Here is a 26,164-nt window from a genome sequence, read left to right as displayed (position 1 = left end):
ATGAAAATCACGATATGGGGTAATGAGCTGCCAGCATGGACTTCTGCGGCAGCTTTAGCAGAAAGCGGAAACCATGTAAAAATAGTTACTGGGTTAGACCAAGCAGGCAACAAAAACGAGATCGCCTTTAAAATCAGCAACGAACCGGGCCTTCAACATTGTATAGATGAAGCTATTTGTTCTGGACGTTTACAATCAGTAACAGCCGCCGACGGCCTCACGCCAGCAACACATATCATCTCTCTCAACCCTGATGAATATGAGATCGCTGCTCAATTAGCTAAAGATCTGGCCGCTAAACACCCAAGCAACTTATTAATCATCAACCAATCCCACTTTGGTGTCGGCAGCACGGACAAACTACAAGAGCTGCTATATGAGCCTTATAATCAAGCGCTTGCCTATCTACCTGATATGCTCGCTGAAGGCTCAGCTCTTAACAATTTCAAAAACCCTGAAACCATTATAGTCGGCTGTAGTAATGACTGGGCCTTGCTCAATATAAAAGCCCTTATGCGCCCATTTAGCCAATCACTAAAGCAATGGATGCTCATGACTCCTAAAGAGGCCGAATTTACTAAATTCGCCAATACAGGGATGCTCGCATTACGACTAAGTTACATTAATGAACTAGCCAACTTAGCAGATCATCTTGATGTTGATATTGAAGTCATCCGCGAAGGAATGATAAGCGATCCTCGCATAGGCCCACACTACTTACACCCAGGCTGTGGTTTTGGCGGACTGCACTTCCAACAGTATATCGAAGGCCTTTCTGAGTTAATGGAAGTCAACCGCAACTCTAAACTACTCGATACAGTACTCACAGAAAACGAGAAACAGAAAGAGCAGCCTTTCCGTAAGCTTTGGCGCCATTACGAATGTAATTTAAAAGATAAAACTGTGACCATCTGGGGTCTGTCATTTAAACCGGGCACCGCTAGTATTGATAATGCACCCAGCCTAAAAGTGATCGAGACTTTATTAGCCCAAGGCTGCAAAATTCAGGTTCACGATCCAGAAGCGGGTAGCAATATCGTCCAGTACTTTAATAACCACGAACAACTAAAAGTAGTCGATTGCTGTTACCAAGCTCTCCAAAACAGCGACGGCCTACTCTTACTGACAGAGTGGTCCGAATACTGGTCACCTGAATATGATGAAATGCTAAGCAAAATGCGCCACCCTCTCATTATTGATGGGCGTAATATTTTTGACAAAGAGATCTTACAAAGCCTTGGTTTTACCTATTACGGCGTAGGACGGTAAACAGCTTAATGAAGACGCGGCTCAACCAGCCGCGCCTTTATGAAGCCTCAATAAAAACATCTCAATAGTATTGGATTTTTGACAACTACGTGGAAATTACAAACCCAACCTTATTAAACAAATACAAAACAGCCATCTGGATTATGTTTCTCTGCGCATTAACAGGCTTACTCTATGGCCTATTTCGGACAACACCACCGGATGATTTATTCGAGAACTCAGACAAGGTCAGTCATTTTGCTGCCTTCTGCGGTGTCTCATTTTTAGGCCGGCTAGCACTTCATAACAGCCCAGCGGTAGCTTATTGGGGAAGCTGGTTTTTGTTAGCAGGTCTATTAGAATACCTTCAAGGAGAGTGGAGACCTTTGAGACACTTTTCTGTAGAAGATGCTTACGCAAATGCTATTGGCGTTCTTATAGCACTAATCCTTACCTATACTCTCCACAAAGCCTTAAAAAATCAGCAATAAAACCTTATTGAAACGCCTATTTATACATAAAAAGGAGCGCTAAACTAAGTGCTACAAAGACTCAACCACTCGACAACGATGCCCCTCCAAGTTAACTTCTGTTAACTGATAAGAAAGATCCGCCTTCATTAAAATATTCATCGAAAAGCGTTCATCTGGCGAGCTAACAACATAGTCCAACGTCTGACTTACAGGTACAGGAATTAAATCCCCCTTCAATGTTTTCGCTACCAACTCAGCACTACAATTAACTTTAATGTTTTTTAATCCAACCCCTTTCACTAAAGCGTACTCAAGCTGAAGATCACACCCTTGAATAAACTCATTCCCTATCACTTTTTCACAACTCAACGCGGCACCTTTATCCGCAAGGATTAACTCCTCTTTTAAAGTACTATTTACAACACTGTTTTCTGGTGCCAAAAACTGACTGCTCATCCAGCCTTCCGTTCGCCCATTAACCTCCTCACGTCCAAGGAAATAAATTTTGCTCCACTCACCCTCCTCTCCCAGCTTAATAACAAGATGGCCCTTATTCAGCATAACCAAACTACGCCCTTGTAAATTAGGCTTATCACGAACACGCACATAATCATTAGTAACCATATAATAGTCAACCGCCGATGCATGACAGGAAACCACAAACAAAAAAGACCAAATCAATTTATTCACAACAACACCTTATTGAGCATCAGTAAAGCTAGGATGGTAGTAAGTTTTTTACTTCGGATACAAGCAATCAATTAAAAGAAAATAGTAAATACTTTTTATCAAAACACAACTAACGCCCAGCTCCTAGTAAAAATAAATACTCACCACTTAGCAGCTAAAAATTTCACTTGAAAACACGACTAAAAATTAGGAATTTTTCTTATATACCCAAATGGAAAATAAAATTACTCTAGCACCACAGAGTACATCAAGGATGATGTTTAGCCCTCAGGACGAGGGCCTCTGTACCTAAACATTAGGATGATGCAGAGTCGGCAAGGATGCCGATGTAGTTTTCAAGACTACACTCTCCAGAAAAACACAATTTCTACAGACGCTAGCCTCCTACATATAGCCCTTGTAAGAGCTCACCCCCTACCCATGGGGAATCCACACTTTGGCATTTGGCACAATCTCATTTAACTTAATCCGCAAGGCTTGCTTCGCTTCATCATCCCCATGAATAATCCTTATCTCAGAAGGCTTATGACGCATCCTTTTTACAAAATTAACTAAATCCTTTTGATCCGCATGGGCCGAATAGCCACTAATAGTATGCACCCCTGCACGAATATCGATCCTCTCCCCATCAAGGTAAACATAGCCACCCCTTGATCCATACGTTTGAATATCTCTCCCTGGGGTGCCTTGCGCCTGATAGCCTACAAACAAAACATCTGTCTTCTTATCGCCCAACAGCGCTTTAAGGTAATTCACAATACGCCCACCCGCACACATGCCACTTGCTGCAATCACTATAGCTGGCCTGACCGTCTGTTTAAGGTGATTAACCAAGCGTTGGTGATCCCCGTGACTATCAATCGTAATCAACTGCTCAAACGCCAAAGGATGTCGTCCATTCTGTACCTTTCGCCGCGCCTCTTTATCCCAAAGCTTCCGCAACGACCTATAGTGCTCAGTAAACTCCGCCGCTAACGGCGAATCCACTATCACATCTAAGACCGCCCAATCAGCGCCCGACTGATGGATAATCTCTTCAATCTCATAGAGTAACTCTTGAGTACGCCCGATACTAAATGCAGGAATCAACACCGTCCCCGCATCAGATAAACATCGCTCTAAAACCCGCTTCAACTCAGAACGCCTAGCTTTCCTACCCTCATGGTTTTTATCACCATAAGTACTCTCAATGACTAAACAATCCGCTTTATAAGGCGCTCTAGGTGCCGACAATAGAGGTGAATACGGTGCACCAAGATCACCAGAAAAAATGACCCGTTCATGATCTAATTCAAACTCCACATAGGCAGAGCCCAAAATATGCCCTGCCATACGAAAGCGACACTTAGCCGCCAAGTTCTCTGCTAATTTAAACCACTGATCATAAGGAAACGGCTTTAATAGCATACGAAGACGATCCAACACTTTATCAATTATATTTCGATCACGGCTAATCCCCACCTTAATTGCATCTTCTATCACTAACGGCAATAACTGAGCAGTAGCCCCTGTTGCATAAATAGGTTTATCAAACCCTGCGGCCAGCAAATAAGGTATGCGCCCCACATGATCAATATGACAATGAGTCACAACCAACGCTTCAACAGTATTAAGAGGAAAATCAATCGCAAGAGAACCTTGCTCAAGCTGAGACGCTTCCGCACCTTGAAACATACCGCAATCGATAAGCACCGAATACGCGTCATCAATAAAAAGCTGATGGCAGGAGCCTGTTACACCCGACACTGCACCATGATGAATAATCTTCGCCATAAAACCTCCTTGTTCTATGTAATATTAACCTGTAGGGGCTCACCTTTATACTCGGAACGGGTGACAGAGCGAAGAATTACGCTCCCAACCCCAATCAAAACACAAACCTTTCTGTAGGAGACCGGCCTTTTTGCCCGGAACGGGTGCCCGGGCGAATGAAATACACCCTAAACCTAATTCAAACCACAAACCCTTTTGTAGGAGCTCACCCCGTGAGCGAATGAATTACGCTCCCAACCCGATCAAAACCCCAACCCCTTCGGCCAGAGGCTGGCCTCCTACAACCTACGTACCACCTTTATGCTCGGAACGAATGAAGACACGATAAACCCCGCCTAAACCCTTCCGTAGCGATCTTCAAGGCGGACAATATCATCCTCCCCAAGATAAGACCCCGATTGGATCTCTATTAATTCTAAATCAACTTCCCCTGGATTTTCCAAACAATGCACTTCACCTAAAGGAATATAAGTCGATTGGTTTTCAGTCACAACCAAAACCTCATCGCCTCGCATAACACGTGCAGTGCCTTGAATAACAATCCAGTGCTCTGCACGATGATGATGCTTCTGCAATGAAAGCTTAGCCCCCGGTTTAACCGTTATACGCTTAACCTGATATCGAGTGCCCACATCGATAGAGTCATACTTACCCCAAGGGCGATAGACTTCACGATGCTGAAATGCTTCCTTACGGCCAGCATCTTTGAGTTGAGTAACAATTTTCTTTACATTTTGAATACGTTTTTTATCCGCAACTAACAACGCATCAGGTGTGTCGATAACAATAAGATCGCTTACACCCAATGTAGTTACCAGACGATCTTTAGACATAATTAGAGAATCTTTAGTCTCCAAAGCGATAACATCACCTTCACTAATATTACCCTTAGAATCTTTATCTTTAAGATCCCACAACGCTGACCAACTACCGACATCACTCCAGCCTGCATCAAGGGGGATTACAACAGCCGATTCAGTCTTCTCCATAACAGCATAATCGACTGATTCATCAGGACATAAACTAAACGCCTCAGCATTCACTCTAATAAAATCCATATCTTGCGCTGTAGTAGAGATCGCCTTTTCACATGCTTGTAAAATATCAGGGCGATATTTCCCTAATTCTTCGATATAACGATCCGCCCTAAACATAAACATGCCGCTATTCCAGTAAAAATCACCTGAATCCAAATAGCTTTTAGCCGTACCTAGATCAGGCTTTTCTACAAATTGCTTAATATTAAAAGCGGATGATGTTTCATACTCACTACTCGCCTGAATATAACCATAACCGGTTTCTGGATGCTGAGGCACTATACCAAAAGTCACTAGCATACCTTCACTAGCCAGCGGCTCTGCCTGACAGACAGCGGCTTGAAATGCAGCCTCATTCTCAATAACATGATCCGCCGCCAGAATTAACAAGCATTCTGACCCTTTTCCTTTATTCACCGCATCTAAAGCAGCCAGCGCAATAGCTGGGGCTGTATTTCTACCTACAGGTTCTAAAAATATCGAACACGATTGATTTATCACTCGCATCTGTTCAGCTGCTAGAAATCGATGTTCTTCATTACAAACTAAACTCACATGCTCAACTTCACCCAAGCGCGCAACCGTTTCTTGCAGCATGGTTAAATCACTATTGAGAGGCAAAAACTGTTTAGGATATTGAGTGCGAGAAAGAGGCCACAAACGCGAACCTGAACCTCCCGACAGAATTACAGGAATCATGCTGTATCCCTAGATCACTTATGCTTGATTTGTCGTAAATTGCGGGGACATTAACAGATAAAAAGACAGCACGTAAGATACGAAGATCAAACGATCATATAGATATAAGCCCTTCCAAGCAGAGGCCAACCTCCTAAATACATGTCTATAGGAGCTCACCCTTATATGCTCGGAAGCGGTACCAGAGCGAATATCACATATATCCATCCGGATTATTGGACTGCCAACGCCAGGTATCTTCCATCATCTGATCTAATGTACGGTTAGCCTTCCAACCCAGTTCGCTTTCTACTTTACTGGCATCCGCCCAAAAGGCAGGTAAATCACCTTCACGCCTATCAGCAAAAACATAAGGAATATCAACACCGGTCACATCCACAAATGAATTAACCATATCTAATACAGACAAACCTTTACCTGTACCTAGATTAAAAATATGCACGCCCGTTGAATCCAAGCAACTCAAGGCAGCTAAATGCCCATCAGCAAGATCCACCACATGCAGATAATCCCTTTCACAGGTTCCATCATTCGTAGGATAGTCACTGCCAAAGATGGAAAGCTCTTTCCGCTTACCAACAGCAACCTGACTAATAAATGGCATTAGATTATTAGGAATACCTTTAGGATCTTCACCAATCAATCCAGAAGGATGAGCACCTATAGGGTTAAAGTAACGTAGCAAAGCAACAGACCATTCCTCATCTGACTTGCACAGATCAGTTAACATCTGCTCAACCATCGCCTTAGACGTACCATAAGGATTGGATGTCTTACCTCTCGGCATAGTTTCAACATAAGGGATAGGCGCATCTTCACCATAAACCGTAGCCGATGAGCTAAAAACAAGCTGTTTCACACCCGCGGCAGCCATTGCCTCACAAAGAACTAAGGTGCCACAAACATTATTCTGATAATAATCCAATGGGATTTGAGTGCTTTCACCTACAGCTTTCAAGCCAGCAAAGTGAATAACGGCACTAATTGCATACTCTGAGAAAATCCTATCTAGACAAGATCTATCTCTAATATCACCCTCAATAAACTCAGGGCGCACACCTGTGATAGTTTCGATACGATTAAACACTTCATCACTACTGTTACAAAGGTTGTCCAAAACCACAACGTTTGAACCTACTGACAAAAGCTGGACAGTGGCATGAGAACCAGCTCCACCTGTCACTAATATCGTTTTAGAAAGCACTTAAACGTCCCTTTAATCGACCCAATAAGGCTACAACATCGCCTTACTGTAATGCATTATCAAAATCCCCTTCCTTAAACCAAGCATTAAAACCTCTCTCAATAAGCATCGCGCATTAAAGAGAGAGGCAAAACACATCCGAAGCGGCTTAACCTAAGTAGCCATTTTTCTGAAGGTACTCTACAACTTGCTCTGCACACTCATCAGCACTATAACCGGCTGTGCGCAGGTCACACTCTGGATTTTCTGGTGCTTCATAAGGTGAATCAACACCTGTAAAGTTCTTCAATTCACCCCGTCTAGCTTTCTTATAAAGACCTTTCACGTCTCTATCTTCCGCAACATCCAAGGGCGTATTGACAAAAACTTCGACAAATTCACCCTCTTCCACTAGCTCGCGTGCCATACGGCGCTCTGAACGGAATGGCGAGATAAACGCAGAGATAACAATCAGACCCGCATCCAGCATCAGTTTTCCAACCTCAGCAATACGGCGAATATTTTCTACGCGATCACCATCAGTAAAGCCCAAGTCCTTGTTTAAACCATGACGAACATTATCACCATCTAGTAGGTAAGTATGACGCCCCATCGCAAACAGTTTCTGTTCAACTAGGTTTGCAATAGTTGACTTACCGGCACCTGACAATCCAGTTAACCAAATAATACACGGCTTCTGATGCTTAGCACTACCACGGCCCTCTTTATTAACATCCACATGCTGGATAGTAATATTGTGGCTACGACGTAGCGCAAAGTTGATCATGCCGGCACCCACAGTACTATTTGTTAGCCTGTCGATTAAAATGAAATTACCTGTGTCCTGATTCTCTTTATAAGGATCAAAAGCAATATCGCGATCAAGGCTCAACGAGCAGATACCAATACCATTAAGCTCTAAACTTTTAGCCGCTGTATGCTCAAGTGTATTCACATTTACTTGATATTTAATATCAGTAATTGTTGCAGAAACCGTCTGTGTACCCACTTTCATGAGATAAGTACGGCCCGGCAAAAGCGATTCCTCATGCATCCATACAACAGTCGTTTCAAACTGCTTCGCAACCGATGCAGGCTGAGAGGATTCAACTAACAGATCACCACGGGACACATCAATCTCATCAGCCAGCGTCAACGTAACCGACTGACCAGCCACTGCCTCATCTAAATCACCGTCCATAGTAACTATACGCGCAACGGTGCTTTCTTTACCTGAAGGTAAAACTCGCACTTTATCACCAGGATGGATCTTACCTCCAGCCAATAGACCAGAGAACCCACGAAAATCTAAGTTTGGACGATTGACCCACTGCACAGCCATACGGAACGGCAAACGTTGTACTCGCTCATCATCTACCTCAACGGTTTCAAGATAGCCCATCAGCGTAGTGCCGCGATACCATGGCATTCTTTCACTGCACTCAGTGACGTTGTCGCCTTTAAAAGCAGACATAGGGATAAAGGTTATTTTTTCGATCCCCACTTCAGCGGCAAATGCCTGATACTCTTCAACGATGTTATTAAAAACACCTTCAGAGTAATCAACCAAATCCATCTTATTGATGGCTACAACAATATGGCGAATGCCGATCAAAGAGACCAAAAAGCTATGGCGACGGGTTTGCGTCAAAATACCTTTACGCGCATCAACCATCAAAATAGCAACATCTGCTGTTGACGCTCCCGTCACCATATTACGAGTGTACTGCTCATGACCCGGTGTATCCGCGACGATAAATTTACGGCGGTCAGTCGAGAAGAAACGATAAGCAACATCAATGGTAATACCTTGCTCACGTTCAGCAGCTAAACCATCCACCAGCAACGCAAAATCTATCGATTCACCTTGAGTACCAAACTTCTTAGAATCAGACTCTACAGCAGCTAACTGATCTTCAAAGAGCATTTTTGATTCGAACAACAAACGTCCAATCAGCGTACTTTTGCCATCATCAACACTACCGCAAGTAATGAAACGCAATAAACTTTTATGCTCATGGTCTTTAAGATACTGAGCGATATCACTTTCAATTAAATCAGATACATGAGCCATTAGAAGTACCCCTCCTGCTTCTTCTTCTCCATAGATGCGGCTGAATCGTGATCGATTACACGGCCTTGTCGCTCCGACGTTTTAGTCAGAAGCATTTCCTGAATAATATCAGGCAAGGTTGTCGCCTTAGATTCCACAGCACCCGTCAATGGATAACAACCTAAGGTTCTAAAACGAACATGCTTCATCATTGGAATCTCACCCTCTTTCAAAGGCATACGATCATCATCAACCATAATCAAAGAACCATCACGCTCAACGACAGGACGCTCTGCGGAGTAATAAAGCGGCACAATAGGAATGCCCTCCAAATGGATATACTGCCAAATATCTAGCTCGGTCCAGTTAGAGATCGGAAAGACACGGATCGACTCACCCTTATGCTTCCTAGCGTTATACTGCTTCCAAAGCTCTGGGCGCTGATTTTTAGGGTCCCAGCGATGATCAGCACTACGGAAAGAAAAAATACGCTCTTTAGCGCGCGATTTTTCTTCATCTCGGCGGGCACCACCAAAAGCAGCATCAAAACCATATTCATTCAATGCCTGCTTTAAGCCTTCCGTTTTCATGATATCTGTATGAATCGCAGAGCCATGAGTAAAAGGGTTAATACCCTTTTCAATTCCTTCAGGGTTAATATGGGTAATAAGTTTAAGACCTAGGTCTTCAACCATTTTATCCCTAAAAGCGTACATCTCTTGAAACTTCCACCGCGTATCAACATGCAGTAGAGGAAAAGGGGGTAACGAAGGGTAAAATGCCTTCATTGCAATATGCAGCATTACCGCACTATCCTTCCCGATGGAATACAACATCACAGGATTTTCAGTCTCTGCGACAACCTCCCTCATTATCTGGATACTTTCCGCTTCCAGACGTTGTAAATGTGTTAATGGCATATTATCTCCCGAAGATACCTTCCTATTTGAAGACGAAGTCTTCTGCTCAGTAGTAATTTGTAAATCTTTACCTTTCGCCTGATGAACCACCTGTTCATAAGCGATAAATTCAATCTTTTTAGCATGCAAAGCACACCAATTTTGAAACTCTGAATATCGTTCCACCAGCGGATAACGTGATATCAAAACCACGGGGTTCGAACTTGTTTCAATTACCAAATCCAGAAATTTAAGCAGCTCTAAAATTGTTGGCTTTTCTTTATAATGAATCCAACGAGAGCTATTCCTCAAATCCGTCAAATAGAACTGATAAAACCGTTGCCCTGCAAAGGATATATCTCTTAAGCCTGAAACATAAATTGTAGGTAATTTAGACAGCTTCGACTGACTAAGCACCTCTTCTCGTGCCACCTCAAACTTTTCTGAATCAATCAAGCCTAATTCTTGTAAATAGCGCTGCACCGACTTAATAGAGAGTACTTCACCTAACTCAGACTTCAACCAGCGCTGCACATGCTCAGGGCTCCAAAACGCACCATCTTCAAAAAACTCATGGGGCGACTCTATACTTAGTAACCGAGTAAACGCCTCTTCCGCACTGTGTAGCTTTAACCCTTTAGCCCCTGCAGGGCGGCCACTGCTTTTAGAAACTAACGCCTTCCAACCACCTTTCATGAACTTTTTATAAGCCGATATGATGGTGGGGTGGCTTAACCCAGTCACTTCACGAATCTGCTCCAACGTCTTTTTATGCAGCCGCATAACAACCGCTTTCGTTCGAAGCTGATCAGCAGTTTCCTGTTTAGATTTTTGACTAGCCATGGCAATAGTTCAACATTTAATCAGTTGTAATACTACGGTTTAAAGGTTACGCTATCAAGACACTATTAAATAATATTTGTCTTAATTTATTTTTTAACATCCGCAGTAGGATATTTGAGCTGTAACATAATGGATTATGAAGCCTATCTCACCATTGCCACCGTCGTTTCTGTACTGCTAACACTACTAACGACAAAAATTGCTTCCGATGTCATATTGATGGGAGCATTGGGTTTTTTAGTAATTTCCGGCATTCTGACGCCATCAGAAGGGCTATATGGCTTTGCTAATCCGGGTGTAATGACAATTGCGACACTCTACGTTGTTTCCGCCGGACTAAAAGAAACTGGAGCGATTCAGTGGATAGCAGGCCACTTGCTCGGCAACCCAAAGACAACACAACAAGCAACCTTAAAAGTATTTCTGCCTTCATCTTTTTTAAGCGCTTTCATGAACAACACCGCTGTTGTTGCGATGTTTATCCCCTCCATTCAAGAGTGGTCTAAACGGACAAAAATTCCGGCCTCTAAATTACTACTACCCCTAAGTTATGCAGCAATTCTCGGCGGCACCTGCACCTTAATAGGCACCAGCACCAACCTTGTAGTCGACGGTCTACTACAATCTACACAAGGCCTGTCACTGAGCATGTTCTCTTTGATTTGGCTAGGTCTACCTTTAGTTATTATTGGCGGTATGTTTCTCTATTTCTTTGGTGACAAACTGCTGCCTAATCGCCAAGGGGCGGTAGAGCAGCTTGATTTAGCACGCGAGTACAGCGTTGATGTCATTGTTGATGAGAATGGTCCTTTAGTCGGCAAAACAATAGAAGAAGCAGGCCTACGTAACCTGAGCCACGGCTATTTAATTGAGATCCATCGCCAATCACGCATGATCACAGCAGCATCACCCGACAGGGAACTGGTTGCTAACGACAGACTTATCTTTGTTGGCTCACCAGAATGCGCACGGGAGATCAGACTGATCCGCGGCTTAACCCCCGCCAGCAAAGATATAGAAAAACTACAAATCACTCACCATGAACGCTGCTTAGTCGAAGCCGTAATTGGCCCGGAATTTACAGGACTTGATCAATCAATAAAGAACTCCCGCTTCAGAACACGCTTCCAAGCAGCGATCATCTCAGTCTCTCGAAACGGACAACGTATTGTAGGTAAAATTGGTGATATCCGTTTACAAGTGGGTGACACTCTTCTGCTCGAAACCAGCCAAGATTTTGTCGGTCAGTATCGATCTCGACGCGACTTCTTACTAGTCAGCGCAATTAATGATTCAACACCACCCGCATTCGATAAAGCACCTACAGCACTGGCTATCTTATTTTTAATGATCATGCTCAGCGCTACCAGCTTATTAACCATACTGGAATCAGCACTGTTAGCGGCAGGCGCAATGCTGGCGACACGCTGTATCTCGGTTGCTAAAGCCCGACGTAATGTAGATCTCACCGTAATAACCGTGATCGCAGCATCCTTTTCACTAGGAACCGCTATGACAAAAACCGGCGCGGCAGAAGCTATAGCCAACCAGCTATTCTTAAGCTCCGACTGGTCCCCTTGGGTTATGCTAGGTATCGTCTATTTACTAACTGTCGCATTTACAGAAATGATCACTAATAATGCAGCTGCAATTTTAATGTTCCCTATAGCCATCGCGGTAGCAGATAAAATGGACGTTAATTACCTGCCTTTTGTCATTGCCGTGATGTTTGCCGCATCCGCCAGTTTTATAACACCTTTAGGCTACCAAACTAATTTAATGGTGATGGGCCCAGGCGGGTACCACAGTCGAGACTATATGAAGATTGGGCTACCCATGAGCCTGATCACTGCCGCCTGCTCGATCAGCTTAATCCCTCTTATTTGGCATTTTTAACAAGGAAGAGCTATGAACAACCTAGAGACTTATTCCAAACCGATCAACGAACTATCCCGCAAAGCGGGCCAAGCGGTAATGGACATTTATGATAAAGATTTTGCTATATACGATAAATCCGATAGCAGCCCATTAACTGAAGCAGACCTAGCCGCTCACACCCTCCTTGTTAAAGGCCTAAACGCCCTAACACCTAATACCCCCGTCTTATCTGAAGAATCCAATGAGGAAGAGAAACAGGATCGCTTCAGCTGGACAACTTATTGGCTTATCGACCCTTTAGATGGCACTAAAGAGTTCATCAAGAAAAATGGCGAATTTACCATCAATGTCGCCCTTATAGAAAATGGTGAACCAGTCTTCGGTGTCGTTTACGCCCCTGCCATAGATGTACTTTACTGGGGAGCAAAAGGCGAAGGTGCATTCAAACAAGAAGGCGACCAACAACCAACAGCTATCAGTGTTGCTAAAGTTCCAACCGTTAACACCGGCTGGAAAGTTGTGGGCAGCCGTTCACACCAATCTGAAGAGTTTAAACAGTTTATGGAAAAGCTACCCGAAGCGGATATCATCGCAATGGGTAGCTCACTTAAACTATGCTTAGTGGCCGAAGGCAAAGCTGACCTATATCCACGCCTTGGTTTAACTAGCGAATGGGATACAGCAGCCGCTCATGCGGTGGTTCTAGCTGCTGGAGGCCAAGTTCTTAGTGCAGAAGACATGAAGCCACTTATCTACAACAGCCGTAAAGACACACTGCTAAACCCACACTTCATTGTCTGCCCAGCAGTCAGTAAATTCTGGGCCTAAGCGACCACCAAACAAAGGCAGACCTCCTACACACACCTGTAGGAGCTCAACTTTATGCTCGGAACGGGTGCCAGAGCGAAGAATTACGCACCAAACCTAATTCAAACCTTAACGCTTTCGACCAAGCACCCGTTCTGGACATAAAGGCTAGCCCCCACATACAACTCACCTATAAGCATATTCTCCAAACCAACCCCTTATACATTTCATATAAACAAATCACGTACACAACTAAAAACATGAACTTTAAATAAAGGTTCATCCAAATAAAAACCTCAAAAAATAAAAGGAAATATTTTGCGAAATAAGAAAAAACATCCCAAGAAAAAAAACCATTTAAAAACAAACCTTAACCTTAGCTAAACAAATATTTATTCAAAAAATAAAAAATAAAAACAAACGATTGTTTAAATAAAAACAAAAAATAACTCAATTTAATTGAATAAAAATCACACAAAAAGATAGATAGATAAAATTTTATCTATATAATAGGCCTGACTGAAGTTAAGCGATGAGACCGAATAAAAGGATGTCAACTTAATACTTAATTTTCAAAGTATTAAACAGCAAACTTGTAGTAATCAGTTAAAGCTTAGCTATAACTTATTAAATAATTTTAGGATGAAATCATGACTACACTGCAAACAACGTTAACTTTTGGTGATGATAGTTTTACAGGCACGTCAGTAGACGATACTGTAATCAGCCTAGCTGGCGATGACTATATTCATGGCGGCAATGGTGACGACACACTCCACGGCGGCAGTGGTGAAGATAACATCGAAGGTGGCGGCGGTAACGATACCGTTCTTGGCGGCGCTGGTGACGATATTTTAAACGGCCGAACTGGCGATGACATAGTAAGAGGCGGCTTTGGTGATGACGTTGTTACTGGTGGTTTGGGCGCTGATACTCTTGCCGGTGGACGAGGCAATGACACGTTAATCGCTGATGAAGACGACGTACTTATAAGCGGTGGTCAGGGCTTTGATACTCTGACATTCACCGATACTGATGGTGTTGTAGATGTCGACTTCACAGACGGAAGCATTCGCGGTATAGAAGCAATTGTAGGCGATGGCCAAGGCCGTGGAGATGAGGTTAATGCAACACTTAGCCTAGGCAATATTCTTGCGCAATCACAAGATGATGGCGATGGAACCACACCTGATACAGATAATACTTTTATTGCAGTAGGTATTGATTCTATTACTCTTGAAGGTTATGGCCAATGGCGTGACAATGGTGAACTTACCACCACTACTGTTGATTTAGATGCAACAGCAGAAGCTGAATACCTAGAAATGCTAGGCATTACTCAAGCGGTTGACCTTTATGCTTACACATTCACTAAAGCTAATGGTGATTCTGTAGAGATCATCACAGATCTTGGTCTAGATGAGATCTTTGATAGCCGTGATGGCGAAGATCTAAGCACTGATATTGATGTAGTTTAATTTTTATAAACTATCAATAAATAAACCCTTAGGGCTCAAACCCTAAGGGCTTTATATTCTTTTATGCACCTATAAATTATAAAATTCCCTATAATGAAGAAGGTTAAGAATCTTATAATGAAAAAAGATGCACAAGAAAAAAGCAACTTAAACCTTTCTGATCTAATCTCCTCTGCCAACGCACAATTAAAAAAATCAGTGATCTGGGCGTTTATCTTTTCACTATTTATTAATCTATTCCTCTTAGCGGTTCCCATATACTCATTGCAAGTTTTTGATAGAGTTCTTTCATCTCAAAGTTTAGACACACTTGTACTATTAACAGTACTTATTTTTTGGATGATCTTTCTATATCTAACCCTTGACTGGGCTAGAGCAAGACTTATCTCAAATAGCGCCAATTTATGGCAAGACAAAATATCAAAATCTATAATTTATAACAGCATCTCCCTCAGCAAAGAGGTCTCTACTAGAGATAGCCATCTGATTCAATTGGTCACAAATATTAAAAGCGCACTAAGTTCCAATTTAATTACCGCATTAGATATACCTTGGACACCCTTATTTGTAATCATACTGACATTATTACACCCCATTTATGGCATCATTAGCCTCTGTGCTATATCCAGCCTAATTATAATTGGCGCTATTCACTACCACAAAAGCAAAGACACAACGCAACCACCAGCCCCCGATTTAAATATTTTAAATCAAGCTCCCGCTATAACAACATTGGGGATGGAAAAAACAATCACGGATAAACTTCATACAGTAAACTCTGTACATACTGAGAAGCAGTATGAAAAAAATGAAAAATACACCAATATTTCAGCGTTCACAAAAGGCACTAAGCTGGTCGCCCAAATTGCTATCATTGGAATAGGGGCATCACTTGTACTTAAAAGCGAATTAACAGCCGGTGCTATGATCGCAGCCAGCATGATATCAGGACGAGCCCTTGCTCCTTATGAAAGCCTAGTCCTCAATTTTAGTGGCTGGCTCAAAGCGATTAAAGCATGGAAACAGCTAAATACTGAGAGCAAACAGCTTATAGCGCACCTTGCGCCATCTACCAAACTGCCTACACCTAAAGGAAATATCTCCGCTACCGGTCTCATGTATTTATACCCAAATAGCCAAAAGCCATTTCTTTCGGGAATAAATTTAAATATTACCGAAGGTTCCAGCATAGCTATCATAGGAAGCTCCGGTAGCGGAAAAACAACACTATTACAGCTGTTATGCGGATTAAAAACACCTAATTTAGGTACCGTTAGAATAGACGGCGCCACCCATTCGCAATGGGACACAGAAGCATTAGGATTAAATACTGGATACTACGACTCGAATGCCCATTTTTATCAAGGCACTGTAAAAGAAAATGTCTCCCGGTTCCAAAAAGACAGTAAAGATAGCAGCATCATCGAGGCCTGCGAATGTGTAGATATGCACTCTACTATATTAAGTTGGCCAATGGGTTACGACACCGATATACACAAAGACCTACAACCGAGTCAAAGCGAAATCCAACGCCTGCTTTTAGCCAGAGCTATATACAATAAACCAGCTCTTTTATTCTTAGATGAGGTGGACAGTTTTCTCGACCCAAATGGCCTCAAAAAACTAGCCTTGCTATTACAAGAACGGAAAGATTCAGGGCTAACTACCGTTTTCACAACCAATCGCTCTGAATTACTCAATATCCCCAACAAGCTAATCGTGATGGAAAAAGGGCGTATTATCCAACAACACGATCCTAAACAACTACAAGACAAAGCTAAGAAAAATAAAATCGAAAAAGCTCCACAAGGAACAGCATGACTCAGAATAACCACTGGATAAAAATTGGCTTAACGATTCTGGTCATTGGCTTTGGCGGCACCATCCTATGGCTCTGCACAGCCCCTCTTCAAAGTGCGGCAATTGCTCCAGGTATCATCACGGTAGAAGGCTATAGAAAAAAAGTTCAACACCTCGAAGGCGGATTGATCGAAAAAATACATGTAACGGAAGGCCAGGAAGTAAAAGAGAATCAGCTGCTAATAGAGCTAAAGAAAACTAAGCCTTATACACGCTACCTTCAGCTCAAGTCACAATATGTAAACACTATAGCCACCCTAGACCGACTTAACGCAGAAATAAATAACCAAGCTGCTATCCATTTTTCCGAAGCAATTAACAATAATGATGACGAGATCTATCTACAAGCAAAAAATAACCAAATATTACTGTTCGATAACCAGAAAAAAGTAATTAAAGGCGAACTAGAAAGATCCTTGACTAAGCAACAACAAATCAAAGAAGCAAAAAATGCCTATATATCAACCAGCGCACTCGATCGAAAATCCATCGCCGTAATAGATAAACAACTAGCTATGTCCACAAAGCTCTTAGCTAAAGGCTTTGCTTCTAAAAATCAACACTTGGAATTACAGAAAGATAAGCTTGAGATTGAAAGAAGACTCAGTGATTACAACGCTAAAATCAGTAAATTTGACTTAGAAATAACCGAAGCGAAACAAGAATACCACAACATACAGCTCTCCTATATACACGAAAAAAACAGAGAACTAGATAAAGTTAAAGCACTCTCGATTGAGCTAAATGAACAACTAAAAGAGGCTAACGACACATTAAAGCGCACCTCTATATATAGCCCAATAAATGGTAAAGTTGTTGGCCTTGGCGTCCATACCATCTCCGGCGTTATATCTCCCGGCGAAGTACTGATGGAAATCGTACCTATTAATGATAAATTAATAGTTGAAGCGCTTCTAAAAACAGAAGATATTGACGTCGTACGGGAAGGGCTTGGTGTAGAGGTCACTCTCACCGCCTATAACCGCAGAAGAACCTTACCTGTCCATGGAATTATTACTAATATATCAGCCGATAGAGTAAATGACACGGATAATCAGACACCTGCTTATTCTATTAAAGTAGATCTCGATGAAAGCTCAATCAGCCAGAATACCGAAATAGAACTCTACCCAGGTATGCCAGCAGAGGTCATTATACTACTAGGTGAACGAACCGTATTAGATTACCTTTTAAGCCCAATTTATAGCTCTATGAATAAAGCGTTTAGGGATAGCGACTAGCAATAAAATGCTTCGACCAATGCATCAATCGCCTTTCTACAATATAGTAAAGAAAGAGCCCGCCGACCACGCCGCTCGATACTAATAACAAGAAGATAACGCCTTTAGGTAAAACAGCCAGCAATCCTAAATAAGAAAAAATAAAAGAGGCGATAGACAACGAGAAGCCGTGGGACAAATAAATTGAGAATGAAGCATCGCCCAACACTTTGAATATAGTATGTATATGCAGCTTACCAAGATCTTCCAATCTAACAATACCCAACATTAATAAAGCAGCAAAAATACCATATGCTAGCGTTCGGTAATCAGTAATTCCTTCCCAATACCCCTCTACACCAAGGTATCCGACAACGCTAAATCCGATTCCTCCTGCCAACAAAAAAACTACCGACACAAAGCAGGAGAAATACCTGTAGGAAAGAGCAGAAAGCCCTCCAAAGAAAAATAGCAGGTTATATGCTGATAAAACTAACAGCTCGCTAAACCCCAAAAAAATATTTATAAACACAGCAAGCTGCCATCCCAAAAAAACGCAACTCCTGAAGTGACCCCCAATAGTTGGACAACCAACTCTGGGGGTTTTTATGGCAAAGTACAGCAGAGCATTTAAAATTGCTGCAGCTAAACAATACCTTAACGGTACATCTTCCCTATCATTGGGAGCTGAACTAAACGTTCCCGCTTCTCTGATTCGTTACTGGACTCAGGTTTACCGGTTTCATGGTGAGACCGCTTTTCAACCTCCCATCTCCCCTTATTGCGCACAAGATAAACTTCGCATGCTTAATAAAATGTGGGCAGAACAATGGTCTTTAGGTTATACAAGCGCATACTACAATCTCGTATCCCCTGGTACTCTCTATGTTTGGCAGCGCCGCTATAGGTCTTCAGGCATAAAGGGATTAGAACCCAGTAAACGCGGAAAAACGTTTATGACACAACAGTCGTCACCCCCTCAGTCCTCAAAAATTAGTGAGATGACGCCCGAGGAAATGCAAAAAGAGCTTGAATACCTTAGAGCGGAGAACGCTGTTCTAAAAAAGTTAGATGCCTTGTACCTGAAAAAACAATCTCAAACCAAGAGAAAGCGTTAATCGTTCAGGAACTCAAGGCGACATTTAAGCTGACGCTTCTTTTGAAAGCGTGTGAGTTATCACGCAGTGTCTTTTACTATCAGTGTCAGGCGCTGCAGAAGCCTGATAATTACGCTCGAGAGAAAGTAGTGATTCGTCAAATTTTTGATGAACACAAGGGACGTTATGGCTACCGACGGATTCTATTGGCATTACGGGCTTTCGATATATGGTTAAATCATAAGACGGTACTGCGTCTGATGACGGCGCTGAAATTAAAGTCGATCGTTCGTCCTAAGCGCTATCAGTCCTATAAAGGCGATATAGGAAAAGGAGCACCACATGTACTGCAGCGTAATTTTGATGCGCAGAAGCCTAATGAGAAATGGGTAACGGATGTCACAGAATTTAATGTTAAAGGCCAAAAGATTTATCTGTCTCCAATCATTGATCTGTTTAATCGGGAAGTAGTGACGTATAGGACAGCAAAGTCTGCACGTTTACCGTTAGTTACAGATATGCTTGAGGAGGCCGTTGAGGGGCTTAAAGAGTGTGAGTGTCCGATATTTCACAGCGATCAGGGTTGGCAGTATCGAAATCCACTGACTCAGAAAATTCTTTCTGAGAGAGGTCTTACACAGAGTATGTCAAGAAAAGGGAACTGTTTGGATAATGCGGCCGCCGAAAGCTTTTTCGCCGTACTCAAAACAGAGATGTATCATCAACAAGAGTTTAAGAATGCAGACGACCTGATAAATCAGATCGACGAGTACATCGAGTATTACAATACAAAACGTATTAAAGTAAAACTAAAAGGCCTGACTCCGGTTGAATACCGCAAGCAGGCCTTATTAACAGCCTAATAAAAAAGTGTCCAACTTTATGGGGTCACTTCATCCCCACAGCTTATGAATAATTAAAAAGAAAAAAAAGCATAAAAAACAAATTCATAAGTGAGTGTCCAAGCAACCACTAAAATAAACCCTTCATCACTTGGAATCAAAAAGAATGATTTCAGCACATAGACGATATTTTGGAGATTTTCAGGGGATAGTTGCGGAATAGAAAAATAGATAGCCATTAAGAAGACGAGGAAAAACCAATACAATGGAATAATTCTAGTGATTCTTTTTAAGAAAAATATCAAAAATTTATCTCGCCTACCCATATCTTTCCAATGGATAAAAACCATAATAAAACCACTTAAAACAAAGAAAAGCTCTACTCCGGCAAACACCATATTAAAAAACTAGAAATAGGCTCATTAGAGTATAATTTAATAGTAATAAAATACATATGGGCATGAAAAACAACCACACCTAAAGCAGCTATAGCCCTTACTAACTACAGACTATTTATACTCTGATTCAAATCAAACCCTTCTAAAAAAGCCTTATAATAAAACAAAAACACATTCACAGCTTTCTAACCCAACAAGACTTACACTTATTAAAAAATCGTTTACAAAATTGTTTAACATCTAAAATCAATGAACGAAATAATATAAAAATTCTGAAAGAACTTATTCTTTTATACCAAAACTCCTCAGGTAAAAACAAACCATGATGAGTGATAAAGTATTTATTTGGAATTACATCCCATTTAGGAATAATAAACTTATCAGTTATCTTTTCTGAAACCAAATGATAGTAAACAACCTCTTCTCCATTTGATTTGAACAAGTGACCATTATCAATAAACAAAAAATCTTTATCACCAAATATCTTTTCTTTAATCAAACGATTCTCAAACCAGACATTCACCAACCCTTTTTTCGCCTCTCGCTTAACAATAAAAGTAAAGGATTCTTTATCATCAATATCATGTAAATCATTTCCTTGACGTAATTCATTATAAAAATAGTGGCATTCATCAAAAGCAAAATTCTTATCTGAAACAAATATATCTTTCCAGCTTCGACTCAACGAGAACAAATAATTGATTTTTTCTGTATTTTTAAAGATACAGAATGACCCTGAAATCCACTCAGGCACCATGGAAAAGACATCATAATCTTTCCAATCTTTAGGCAAATTACCTAAAACATTCCCGTAAATAATATCAATATCACCCATCGCCCAATAATCATAATCAGCTATATAATCTTCAAATATAACCCCATATGCAGGCTTAAAATCACAAAGTTTATAGCCTCTATTTATTTTTACATCAATATCAAGTTTGCTTTTAACTAAGAGTTTAAAGTGTTCAAAACTGCTTTCAATAATATGCAAATTATCAGGAATAAAACCATCATAAAAACAATCAGTAAACATATAAACATGGATATCAGGATTCTTAGCCAAGCTATCTACATAAAAAGGAAAATAATTTGGAAAACTACCATAATATGGGATTATCAATGCAACATTAGTCATTATTAAACCTTTTATTGATATATACGGACGTAGTCGATTATGTAATCTACTGGATAGATATCATCGTCAGGAACTCCAGCCCAAGCACCACCCATCGCCAAATTAATAATTATAAAATGGGGTTTAGCAAATGGGTTATAAATACCCCCCGCGAGAGAAATATTAAATGTCTTCCATTGCTGCCCATCAAAGAAAAAGCGGATCTCTTTCTCATCCCACTCAATTCCATATATATGAAACTCGTCAGGTGAGTTTGTAAAAAGCTTTTCCTCTTTTAAGGGAACTAGTTGACTTTTTTTTCCTAGCTTATAGTCATAAAAATGTACGCCCCCATGAATCTGCCTTGGGGTAGAACCGACAAATTCCATCACATCAATTTCACCGCATTTAGGCCAGCCAATAGAGCTTACATTCTCACCTAAAGTCCAAAAAGCAGGCCATACTCCACGCCCTAGAGGCAATTTAGCTCTGATCTCCATTCGGCCATATGTCCAAGAGGAGAGGCCTTTTGTTGTTAAGCTCGCTGAAGTTATGGGAATAAATTCTTCACCCCAAAATTTATTCCACATGCTACGGGTGTCATCATGACGGATAGCACGTAACGTCAACACACCACTAGATACAAAACTGTTATCCAACGAGGCTGCTTTATAATATTGTAATTCTTTATTTCTCACATAACCGGTTTCGTAATTCCACTTACTCGAATCAGGCAGCCCCTCATAATCAAACTCATCATGCCAGACAATTTTTTCCGCCAGAGAAACTTCACTCAATAATAGAAAAAACAAAAAAAAATAAAACTGAACTAACTTTTCAAACATGCATTTTTGCACCTTTCATAATAATATTTAGCTATCTCCACAAGCTCATCAGGAACAACTTCGGCCGTATTAATTTCAGTCTTAACTATAGAACCTAACTTAATATTATCCGATGGGTCACCATAAACACCCCCAGTTTTACCAAACGATTTGTAATGGCTCGATAATGGATAATCCAATTCTAAAAAAGCACTTATTCCATCAAGGATATCATCTGTTTTATCAACTAAATCATCAGATTCAATAAAGAAAATATCAAAATTATTTTTTCCAACAATATCAGTAATACTCTGAAGTCGCTGACAATAATAAGCAAAAGCTCTATATGGATCATCCTGCCAAATACTATTATTAATACTCCCCATAGACAAAATACTTTTTAATGTTGCTCTAGGATCACGTATCAGAACAATAACTTTATATTCTTTAAAACTACGGGGATCGAACCTATCATGTAAAACTTTATCGTAAATGTAAGTATTTTCAGGCGGAAAATTCCCTTCTAAAAGAAGGTTAGCTTTTACTTTAATATTAAAAAATTTATCTTTATGATCTAAATGTTGTTCATAGTACCCTGCAATTTCATTATTGTTTCCTAAAACATGGGACAACACTGAAGATCTTGCCCTCATGTGGCTTAGCAATATAATACTTTCATATTTTTTCAACAAAACCTTGGGGCTCTGTACTAATGCAGACAGTTTTTTAAGGTTAATCATTTCACACCCTTCTAATAAATTTCGCTATTTTCTTAAGCCATAAAGGACGTGATGATGGTAACATCCTCCATGCAAAGACGACTTTTACATATTTATTTGGAAGGATTTTCAGAAGCAACCACCAAAACTTTATAAAGAAAATATTTATCACTGATAAATTAGAATACTTCAGGGCCTTTATTGCATTATCAGCAATAAATCTCCGATCCTCTAATTTAGAGGTCTGTTCATTTGAAAAAATATATTTACACATACACTGCTCCAAATGTAGTAAATCATTATTTCCAAGTTGCTCTATTGATACAGAGTTCCCTGTGCGCCCCGCATGGATAGATAAAGCAATATAACGCTGCCGATCATGCTCTAAACACCATTCAGCTCTTTTAAGCAATCGTTGGTTAAAGCCAGAATGATTTTCACCGTGCTGGCGATACGCCGATAGTTTTTCATCAAAGCCTCTAACAGAGCCATACAGAGGAGCGAGTGTTACAAGATAACCATCACTTCCTTCTCTAAAAGCTTCACCATTCATAGGCATAACTTGATCCAAGAAAAAACGAGAGAAAACTAAACCCGAAGTAACGGTGGATTGATACCAGCCGGACCGTAGTAATTTAGACTTAGCAAAAACAGTATCAAACGGTGCTTCATATTTAGGAAAGACATCATAAGCTCTCCCTTCAGCATCCACTAAATCCATATGGTACATATAGATAGAACAATCACTACTCATATTCGCTGCAGCCATATCTAAGGCCCCAGGCAATAGGTAGTCATCAGCATCTAAAAAAATAACCAGTTCGCCCGTACTTGCTGCATAACCACTATTAAAAGCACACCCCTGCCCTTTATTTTCTTTATGAAAAATAGGGCTGAGACAATCCTTATATTCATTAATAATTTCTCTTGATGAATCAGAAGAAACATCATCAACAACAATAAGCTCTTTATTAGCATAATCTTGATTTAACACGCTCTCTATAGAAGTCTCTATATACTTCTCATAGTTATAGCATGTGATAACTATGCTAATTTTAGGTTGACTGCTATCCATTATGGCTATCACCCTTTTCTAATTGTTCGGAACTACCATAAAGCACAATTTCTTGCCCTCCAAGCGCCCTGTAGCAAACCCCTAGATGCAAAACTCCTCGTAGGAAATTAGCTCTCCACTTATCTGGCTTAAAAAAGCTAGCGCAGGCAGATAAAATACAATAAGAAGCTTTCATAAGAGCTACGACCATTAAGGATGCTCTTTTCGAATAAGTAGGTCCATTTTTTAATACTAATGCAGCATGAGTTTGACCTGCACGAAAACGTCTATTTCTTAACCAAGTAAGGTTTGCTCTTTGAGGAAGAACCGGTTCAATAACTAACGCCTCTTCCGCATAAACGATCTGCACACCTAAATCATGCAGGCGGTGGAAAAATTCTGTATCTTCACCGCCTGTTTTGCCTAATGAAAGCTCAAAGCGATTTGAAGCTATATGCACATTTCTATTATTTAATAAGACATTACAGGTATAGCCAGTAACGATTTCACCGTCCTTAATAACAGGTCTAGTATGATAAAACCCGCCACTCATAACCCAGTTAGGATACGGAGGGTATATAAAGCTTGCATCAACTCGCCCGAGAACAACATCAGCTCCCGTCTCCTCAGCCTTAGATATTAAGTTGGTTAACCAATATTTATCAGCTATTTCATCGTCATCAATAAATGCTACCCAATCAGCCGTTGCGTTATCTAAGCAGGCATTTCGGGCAATAGAAATATTTTGTTTAGGTGCGTGAATATATGCAATGGGTATATGATTTGCGTTGATTGATAAAACCCGTTCTTTGGCGCTTGGCTCGATATCATTATCCGCAACAATAATTTTAACCTTCCACTGATCATTTAACTCAAGTTGCTGCAAAGAGTTCAAAGTATCAACCACTGATTCTCGACGAAAGGTGCACATAGCAATATCGATAGTTTTAATATCATTCCCCATTACTTATCACCTCTCTTGACACACTTTCTAGCAACAAAAGAGCAAAAACCTAACGACCAAGCAAAGTGCATAACAATAGCCGCTATTCCAACTAGATAACGATAAAAACCCTGCCCCCTCATAGTTTTATAACCAATAATCACACCTACAAAGAAACAGGCCATAAACCATATAAGGAATGGAAGCATTAGTGGCCACCAAACAAGCGCAAATAAAGAGAACAAAAACAGAGGGAAAATAGACATAGGTATTAATTGGCGAATTTTTGGGATAACACCATGTTTAATAATATTTTTCGCCCGACCTCGACCATAACCTTTATACTGGCGAAAGAGTGCGCCTAATGTTTCTCGTGGGCAATAAACTAGATTAGTTTTGGCGGTTAGCCAGATCTTAAATCCAGCTTGTCCAAATCGATAATCAAACTCCGCATCCTCATTGTGACTAAAACTTTCATCGTAGCCATTAACCTGCTTAAACCCATCAAGGCAAATAAGTGCATGATGTCCATGATCGATCCATTGCCCTTCTGTAAGGCTATTACGGTGACCTGAACCTCCATTCCCCAATACAGAACTTTGCGCCGCAGCAATAGCCGATTGCATTCCCCCTTGAGCTTGAGTATCCATAGAGACGACAACCGAGTCAGCCCCCAACTCTTCAGCTTCCTTGAGCAAAAGCGAGACATAGTTGGATGGATAGTCTGCATGAACATCTAACCGAATAAGGTATTTAACATCATCTCCATATTCTTCAACTGCCCGATTGACCGCACTACATTGTAAACGGCGCTCATTATATAAGTACTTTATACAACTGTACTGATTAGCATAGGTCTGAATTATCTCTTTAGTCCCGTCAGTACTTCCCCCATCTGCCACAATGATTAGAGGTTGATGTGTCGTGGACGTAAGCTTTAAATCATCTATTAGATAATCTAATAAATTAGCGATATAAGGCTGCTCGTTCAAACAAGGTACAACAATAATATAATCAGACAAAATCACA

At 40.9% G+C, this 26,164-nt stretch carries 23 protein-coding genes; 9 read left to right on the top strand and 14 right to left on the bottom strand.

Annotation, left to right across the window (positions count from 1 at the left end; all coding sequences use genetic code 11):
- Both ACOQOE_RS04255 and ACOQOE_RS04250 read left to right on the top strand, forming a co-directional pair.
- The gene (locus ACOQOE_RS04255) at positions 1-1,269 is read left to right on the top strand and encodes a nucleotide sugar dehydrogenase (protein WP_067869673.1); all 1,269 of its coding nucleotides are present in this window, start codon (positions 1-3) and stop codon (positions 1,267-1,269) included.
- Positions 1,270-1,358: 89 nt separating this feature from the next.
- A complete protein-coding gene (locus tag ACOQOE_RS04250) occupies positions 1,359-1,739 on the top strand; it encodes a hypothetical protein (RefSeq protein WP_067869676.1) in 381 nt (126 codons plus the stop codon).
- Positions 1,740-1,790: 51 nt separating this feature from the next.
- On the opposite strand, the gene ACOQOE_RS04245 is transcribed toward ACOQOE_RS04250, so the two are convergent.
- The 6 genes from ACOQOE_RS04245 to cysD form a co-directional block, all read right to left on the bottom strand.
- The gene (locus ACOQOE_RS04245) at positions 1,791-2,411 is read right to left on the bottom strand and encodes an SH3 domain-containing protein (RefSeq protein WP_420554969.1); all 621 of its coding nucleotides are present in this window, start codon (positions 2,409-2,411) and stop codon (positions 1,791-1,793) included.
- A gap of 414 nt (positions 2,412-2,825) precedes the next feature.
- On the bottom strand, positions 2,826-4,184 hold the full coding sequence (locus ACOQOE_RS04240) for an MBL fold metallo-hydrolase RNA specificity domain-containing protein (protein WP_420554968.1): 1,359 nt from the start codon (positions 4,182-4,184) through the stop codon (positions 2,826-2,828).
- A gap of 335 nt (positions 4,185-4,519) precedes the next feature.
- Entirely contained in the window at positions 4,520-5,920 is a 1,401-nt protein-coding gene (locus ACOQOE_RS04235) for a mannose-1-phosphate guanylyltransferase/mannose-6-phosphate isomerase (protein ID WP_420554967.1), read from the bottom strand.
- A gap of 193 nt (positions 5,921-6,113) precedes the next feature.
- Entirely contained in the window at positions 6,114-7,124 is a 1,011-nt protein-coding gene (galE, locus tag ACOQOE_RS04230) for a UDP-glucose 4-epimerase GalE (protein ID WP_420554966.1), read from the bottom strand.
- A 148-nt stretch (positions 7,125-7,272) separates the two neighbouring features.
- The gene (gene cysN / locus ACOQOE_RS04225) at positions 7,273-9,177 is read right to left on the bottom strand and encodes a sulfate adenylyltransferase subunit CysN (protein ID WP_420554965.1); all 1,905 of its coding nucleotides are present in this window, start codon (positions 9,175-9,177) and stop codon (positions 7,273-7,275) included.
- Positions 9,177-10,076: a sulfate adenylyltransferase subunit CysD gene (gene cysD / locus ACOQOE_RS04220; RefSeq protein ID WP_067869462.1), complete on the bottom strand. Its 900-nt coding sequence runs from the start codon at positions 10,074-10,076 to the stop codon at positions 9,177-9,179. Before cysD ends, cysN begins: the two co-directional genes overlap by 1 nt.
- Before the next feature lie 951 nt (positions 10,077-11,027).
- Between cysD and ACOQOE_RS04215 the strand changes: the two genes are divergently transcribed.
- The 5 genes from ACOQOE_RS04215 (at position 11,028) to ACOQOE_RS04195 (ending at position 18,162) form a co-directional block, all read left to right on the top strand.
- Positions 11,028-12,794: an SLC13 family permease gene (locus ACOQOE_RS04215; RefSeq protein WP_420554964.1), complete on the top strand. Its 1,767-nt coding sequence runs from the start codon at positions 11,028-11,030 to the stop codon at positions 12,792-12,794.
- Positions 12,795-12,806: 12 nt separating this feature from the next.
- The gene (cysQ, locus tag ACOQOE_RS04210) at positions 12,807-13,604 is read left to right on the top strand and encodes a 3'(2'),5'-bisphosphate nucleotidase CysQ (RefSeq protein WP_420554963.1); all 798 of its coding nucleotides are present in this window, start codon (positions 12,807-12,809) and stop codon (positions 13,602-13,604) included.
- Between the two features lie 629 nt (positions 13,605-14,233).
- Positions 14,234-15,061 carry a calcium-binding protein gene (locus ACOQOE_RS04205; protein ID WP_420554962.1) on the top strand — a complete coding sequence of 276 codons (828 nt, stop codon included), beginning with the start codon at positions 14,234-14,236 and terminating at the stop codon, positions 15,059-15,061.
- A 117-nt stretch (positions 15,062-15,178) separates the two neighbouring features.
- Positions 15,179-16,882, top strand: a complete 1,704-nt coding sequence (locus ACOQOE_RS04200) for an ATP-binding cassette domain-containing protein (protein WP_420554961.1) — start codon at positions 15,179-15,181, stop codon at positions 16,880-16,882.
- The gene (locus ACOQOE_RS04195) at positions 16,879-18,162 is read left to right on the top strand and encodes an HlyD family type I secretion periplasmic adaptor subunit (protein ID WP_067869433.1); all 1,284 of its coding nucleotides are present in this window, start codon (positions 16,879-16,881) and stop codon (positions 18,160-18,162) included. Before ACOQOE_RS04200 ends, ACOQOE_RS04195 begins: the two co-directional genes overlap by 4 nt.
- Here ACOQOE_RS04195 and ACOQOE_RS04190 read toward each other — a convergent pair.
- A complete protein-coding gene (locus ACOQOE_RS04190; protein ID WP_420554960.1) occupies positions 18,146-18,691 on the bottom strand; it encodes a hypothetical protein in 546 nt (181 codons plus the stop codon). The two genes, ACOQOE_RS04195 and ACOQOE_RS04190, sit on opposite strands and share 17 nt — an antisense overlap.
- A gap of 58 nt (positions 18,692-18,749) precedes the next feature.
- On the opposite strand from ACOQOE_RS04190, the gene ACOQOE_RS04185 reads away from it, so the two are divergent.
- Both ACOQOE_RS04185 and ACOQOE_RS04180 read left to right on the top strand, forming a co-directional pair.
- Positions 18,750-19,259: a helix-turn-helix domain-containing protein gene (locus tag ACOQOE_RS04185; protein WP_420554209.1), complete on the top strand. Its 510-nt coding sequence runs from the start codon at positions 18,750-18,752 to the stop codon at positions 19,257-19,259.
- Positions 19,235-20,101 carry an IS3 family transposase gene (locus ACOQOE_RS04180; protein ID WP_420555455.1) on the top strand — a complete coding sequence of 289 codons (867 nt, stop codon included), beginning with the start codon at positions 19,235-19,237 and terminating at the stop codon, positions 20,099-20,101. Before ACOQOE_RS04185 ends, ACOQOE_RS04180 begins: the two co-directional genes overlap by 25 nt.
- Positions 20,102-20,154: 53 nt before the next feature.
- Here ACOQOE_RS04180 and ACOQOE_RS04175 read toward each other — a convergent pair whose 3' ends face one another.
- The 7 genes from ACOQOE_RS04175 to ACOQOE_RS04145 form a co-directional block, all read right to left on the bottom strand.
- Positions 20,155-20,478: an acyltransferase family protein gene (locus ACOQOE_RS04175; protein WP_420554959.1), complete on the bottom strand. Its 324-nt coding sequence runs from the start codon at positions 20,476-20,478 to the stop codon at positions 20,155-20,157.
- 175 nt (positions 20,479-20,653) lie between these two features.
- Positions 20,654-21,616, bottom strand: a complete 963-nt coding sequence (locus ACOQOE_RS04170; RefSeq protein WP_420554958.1) for a DUF6625 family protein — start codon at positions 21,614-21,616, stop codon at positions 20,654-20,656.
- 11 nt (positions 21,617-21,627) lie between these two features.
- Positions 21,628-22,440 (bottom strand): glycoside hydrolase family 16 protein, encoded by an 813-nt coding sequence (locus ACOQOE_RS04165; protein ID WP_420554957.1) that lies wholly within the window; start codon positions 22,438-22,440, stop codon positions 21,628-21,630.
- On the bottom strand, positions 22,425-23,159 hold the full coding sequence (locus ACOQOE_RS04160; protein ID WP_420554956.1) for a hypothetical protein: 735 nt from the start codon (positions 23,157-23,159) through the stop codon (positions 22,425-22,427). The genes ACOQOE_RS04165 and ACOQOE_RS04160 overlap by 16 nt, the downstream gene beginning before the upstream one ends.
- A 1-nt stretch (position 23,160) precedes the next feature.
- Positions 23,161-24,213, bottom strand: coding sequence for a glycosyltransferase family 2 protein (locus ACOQOE_RS04155; protein ID WP_420554955.1), 1,053 nt, complete (start codon positions 24,211-24,213; stop codon positions 23,161-23,163).
- Positions 24,206-25,156 carry a glycosyltransferase gene (locus ACOQOE_RS04150; RefSeq protein WP_420554954.1) on the bottom strand — a complete coding sequence of 317 codons (951 nt, stop codon included), beginning with the start codon at positions 25,154-25,156 and terminating at the stop codon, positions 24,206-24,208. The genes ACOQOE_RS04155 and ACOQOE_RS04150 overlap by 8 nt, the downstream gene beginning before the upstream one ends.
- Positions 25,156-26,157 carry a glycosyltransferase family 2 protein gene (locus ACOQOE_RS04145; protein WP_420554953.1) on the bottom strand — a complete coding sequence of 334 codons (1,002 nt, stop codon included), beginning with the start codon at positions 26,155-26,157 and terminating at the stop codon, positions 25,156-25,158. The genes ACOQOE_RS04150 and ACOQOE_RS04145 overlap by 1 nt, the downstream gene beginning before the upstream one ends.
- Positions 26,158-26,164: the final 7 nt, after the last annotated feature.

Source organism: Neptuniibacter marinus (assembly GCF_965223595.1).
Classification (GTDB): Bacteria; Pseudomonadota; Gammaproteobacteria; order Pseudomonadales; family Balneatricaceae; genus Neptuniibacter; species Neptuniibacter marinus.
The sequence above is the reverse complement of the archived record's forward strand: the minus strand, read 5'-3'. Positions and strand labels throughout refer to the sequence as shown.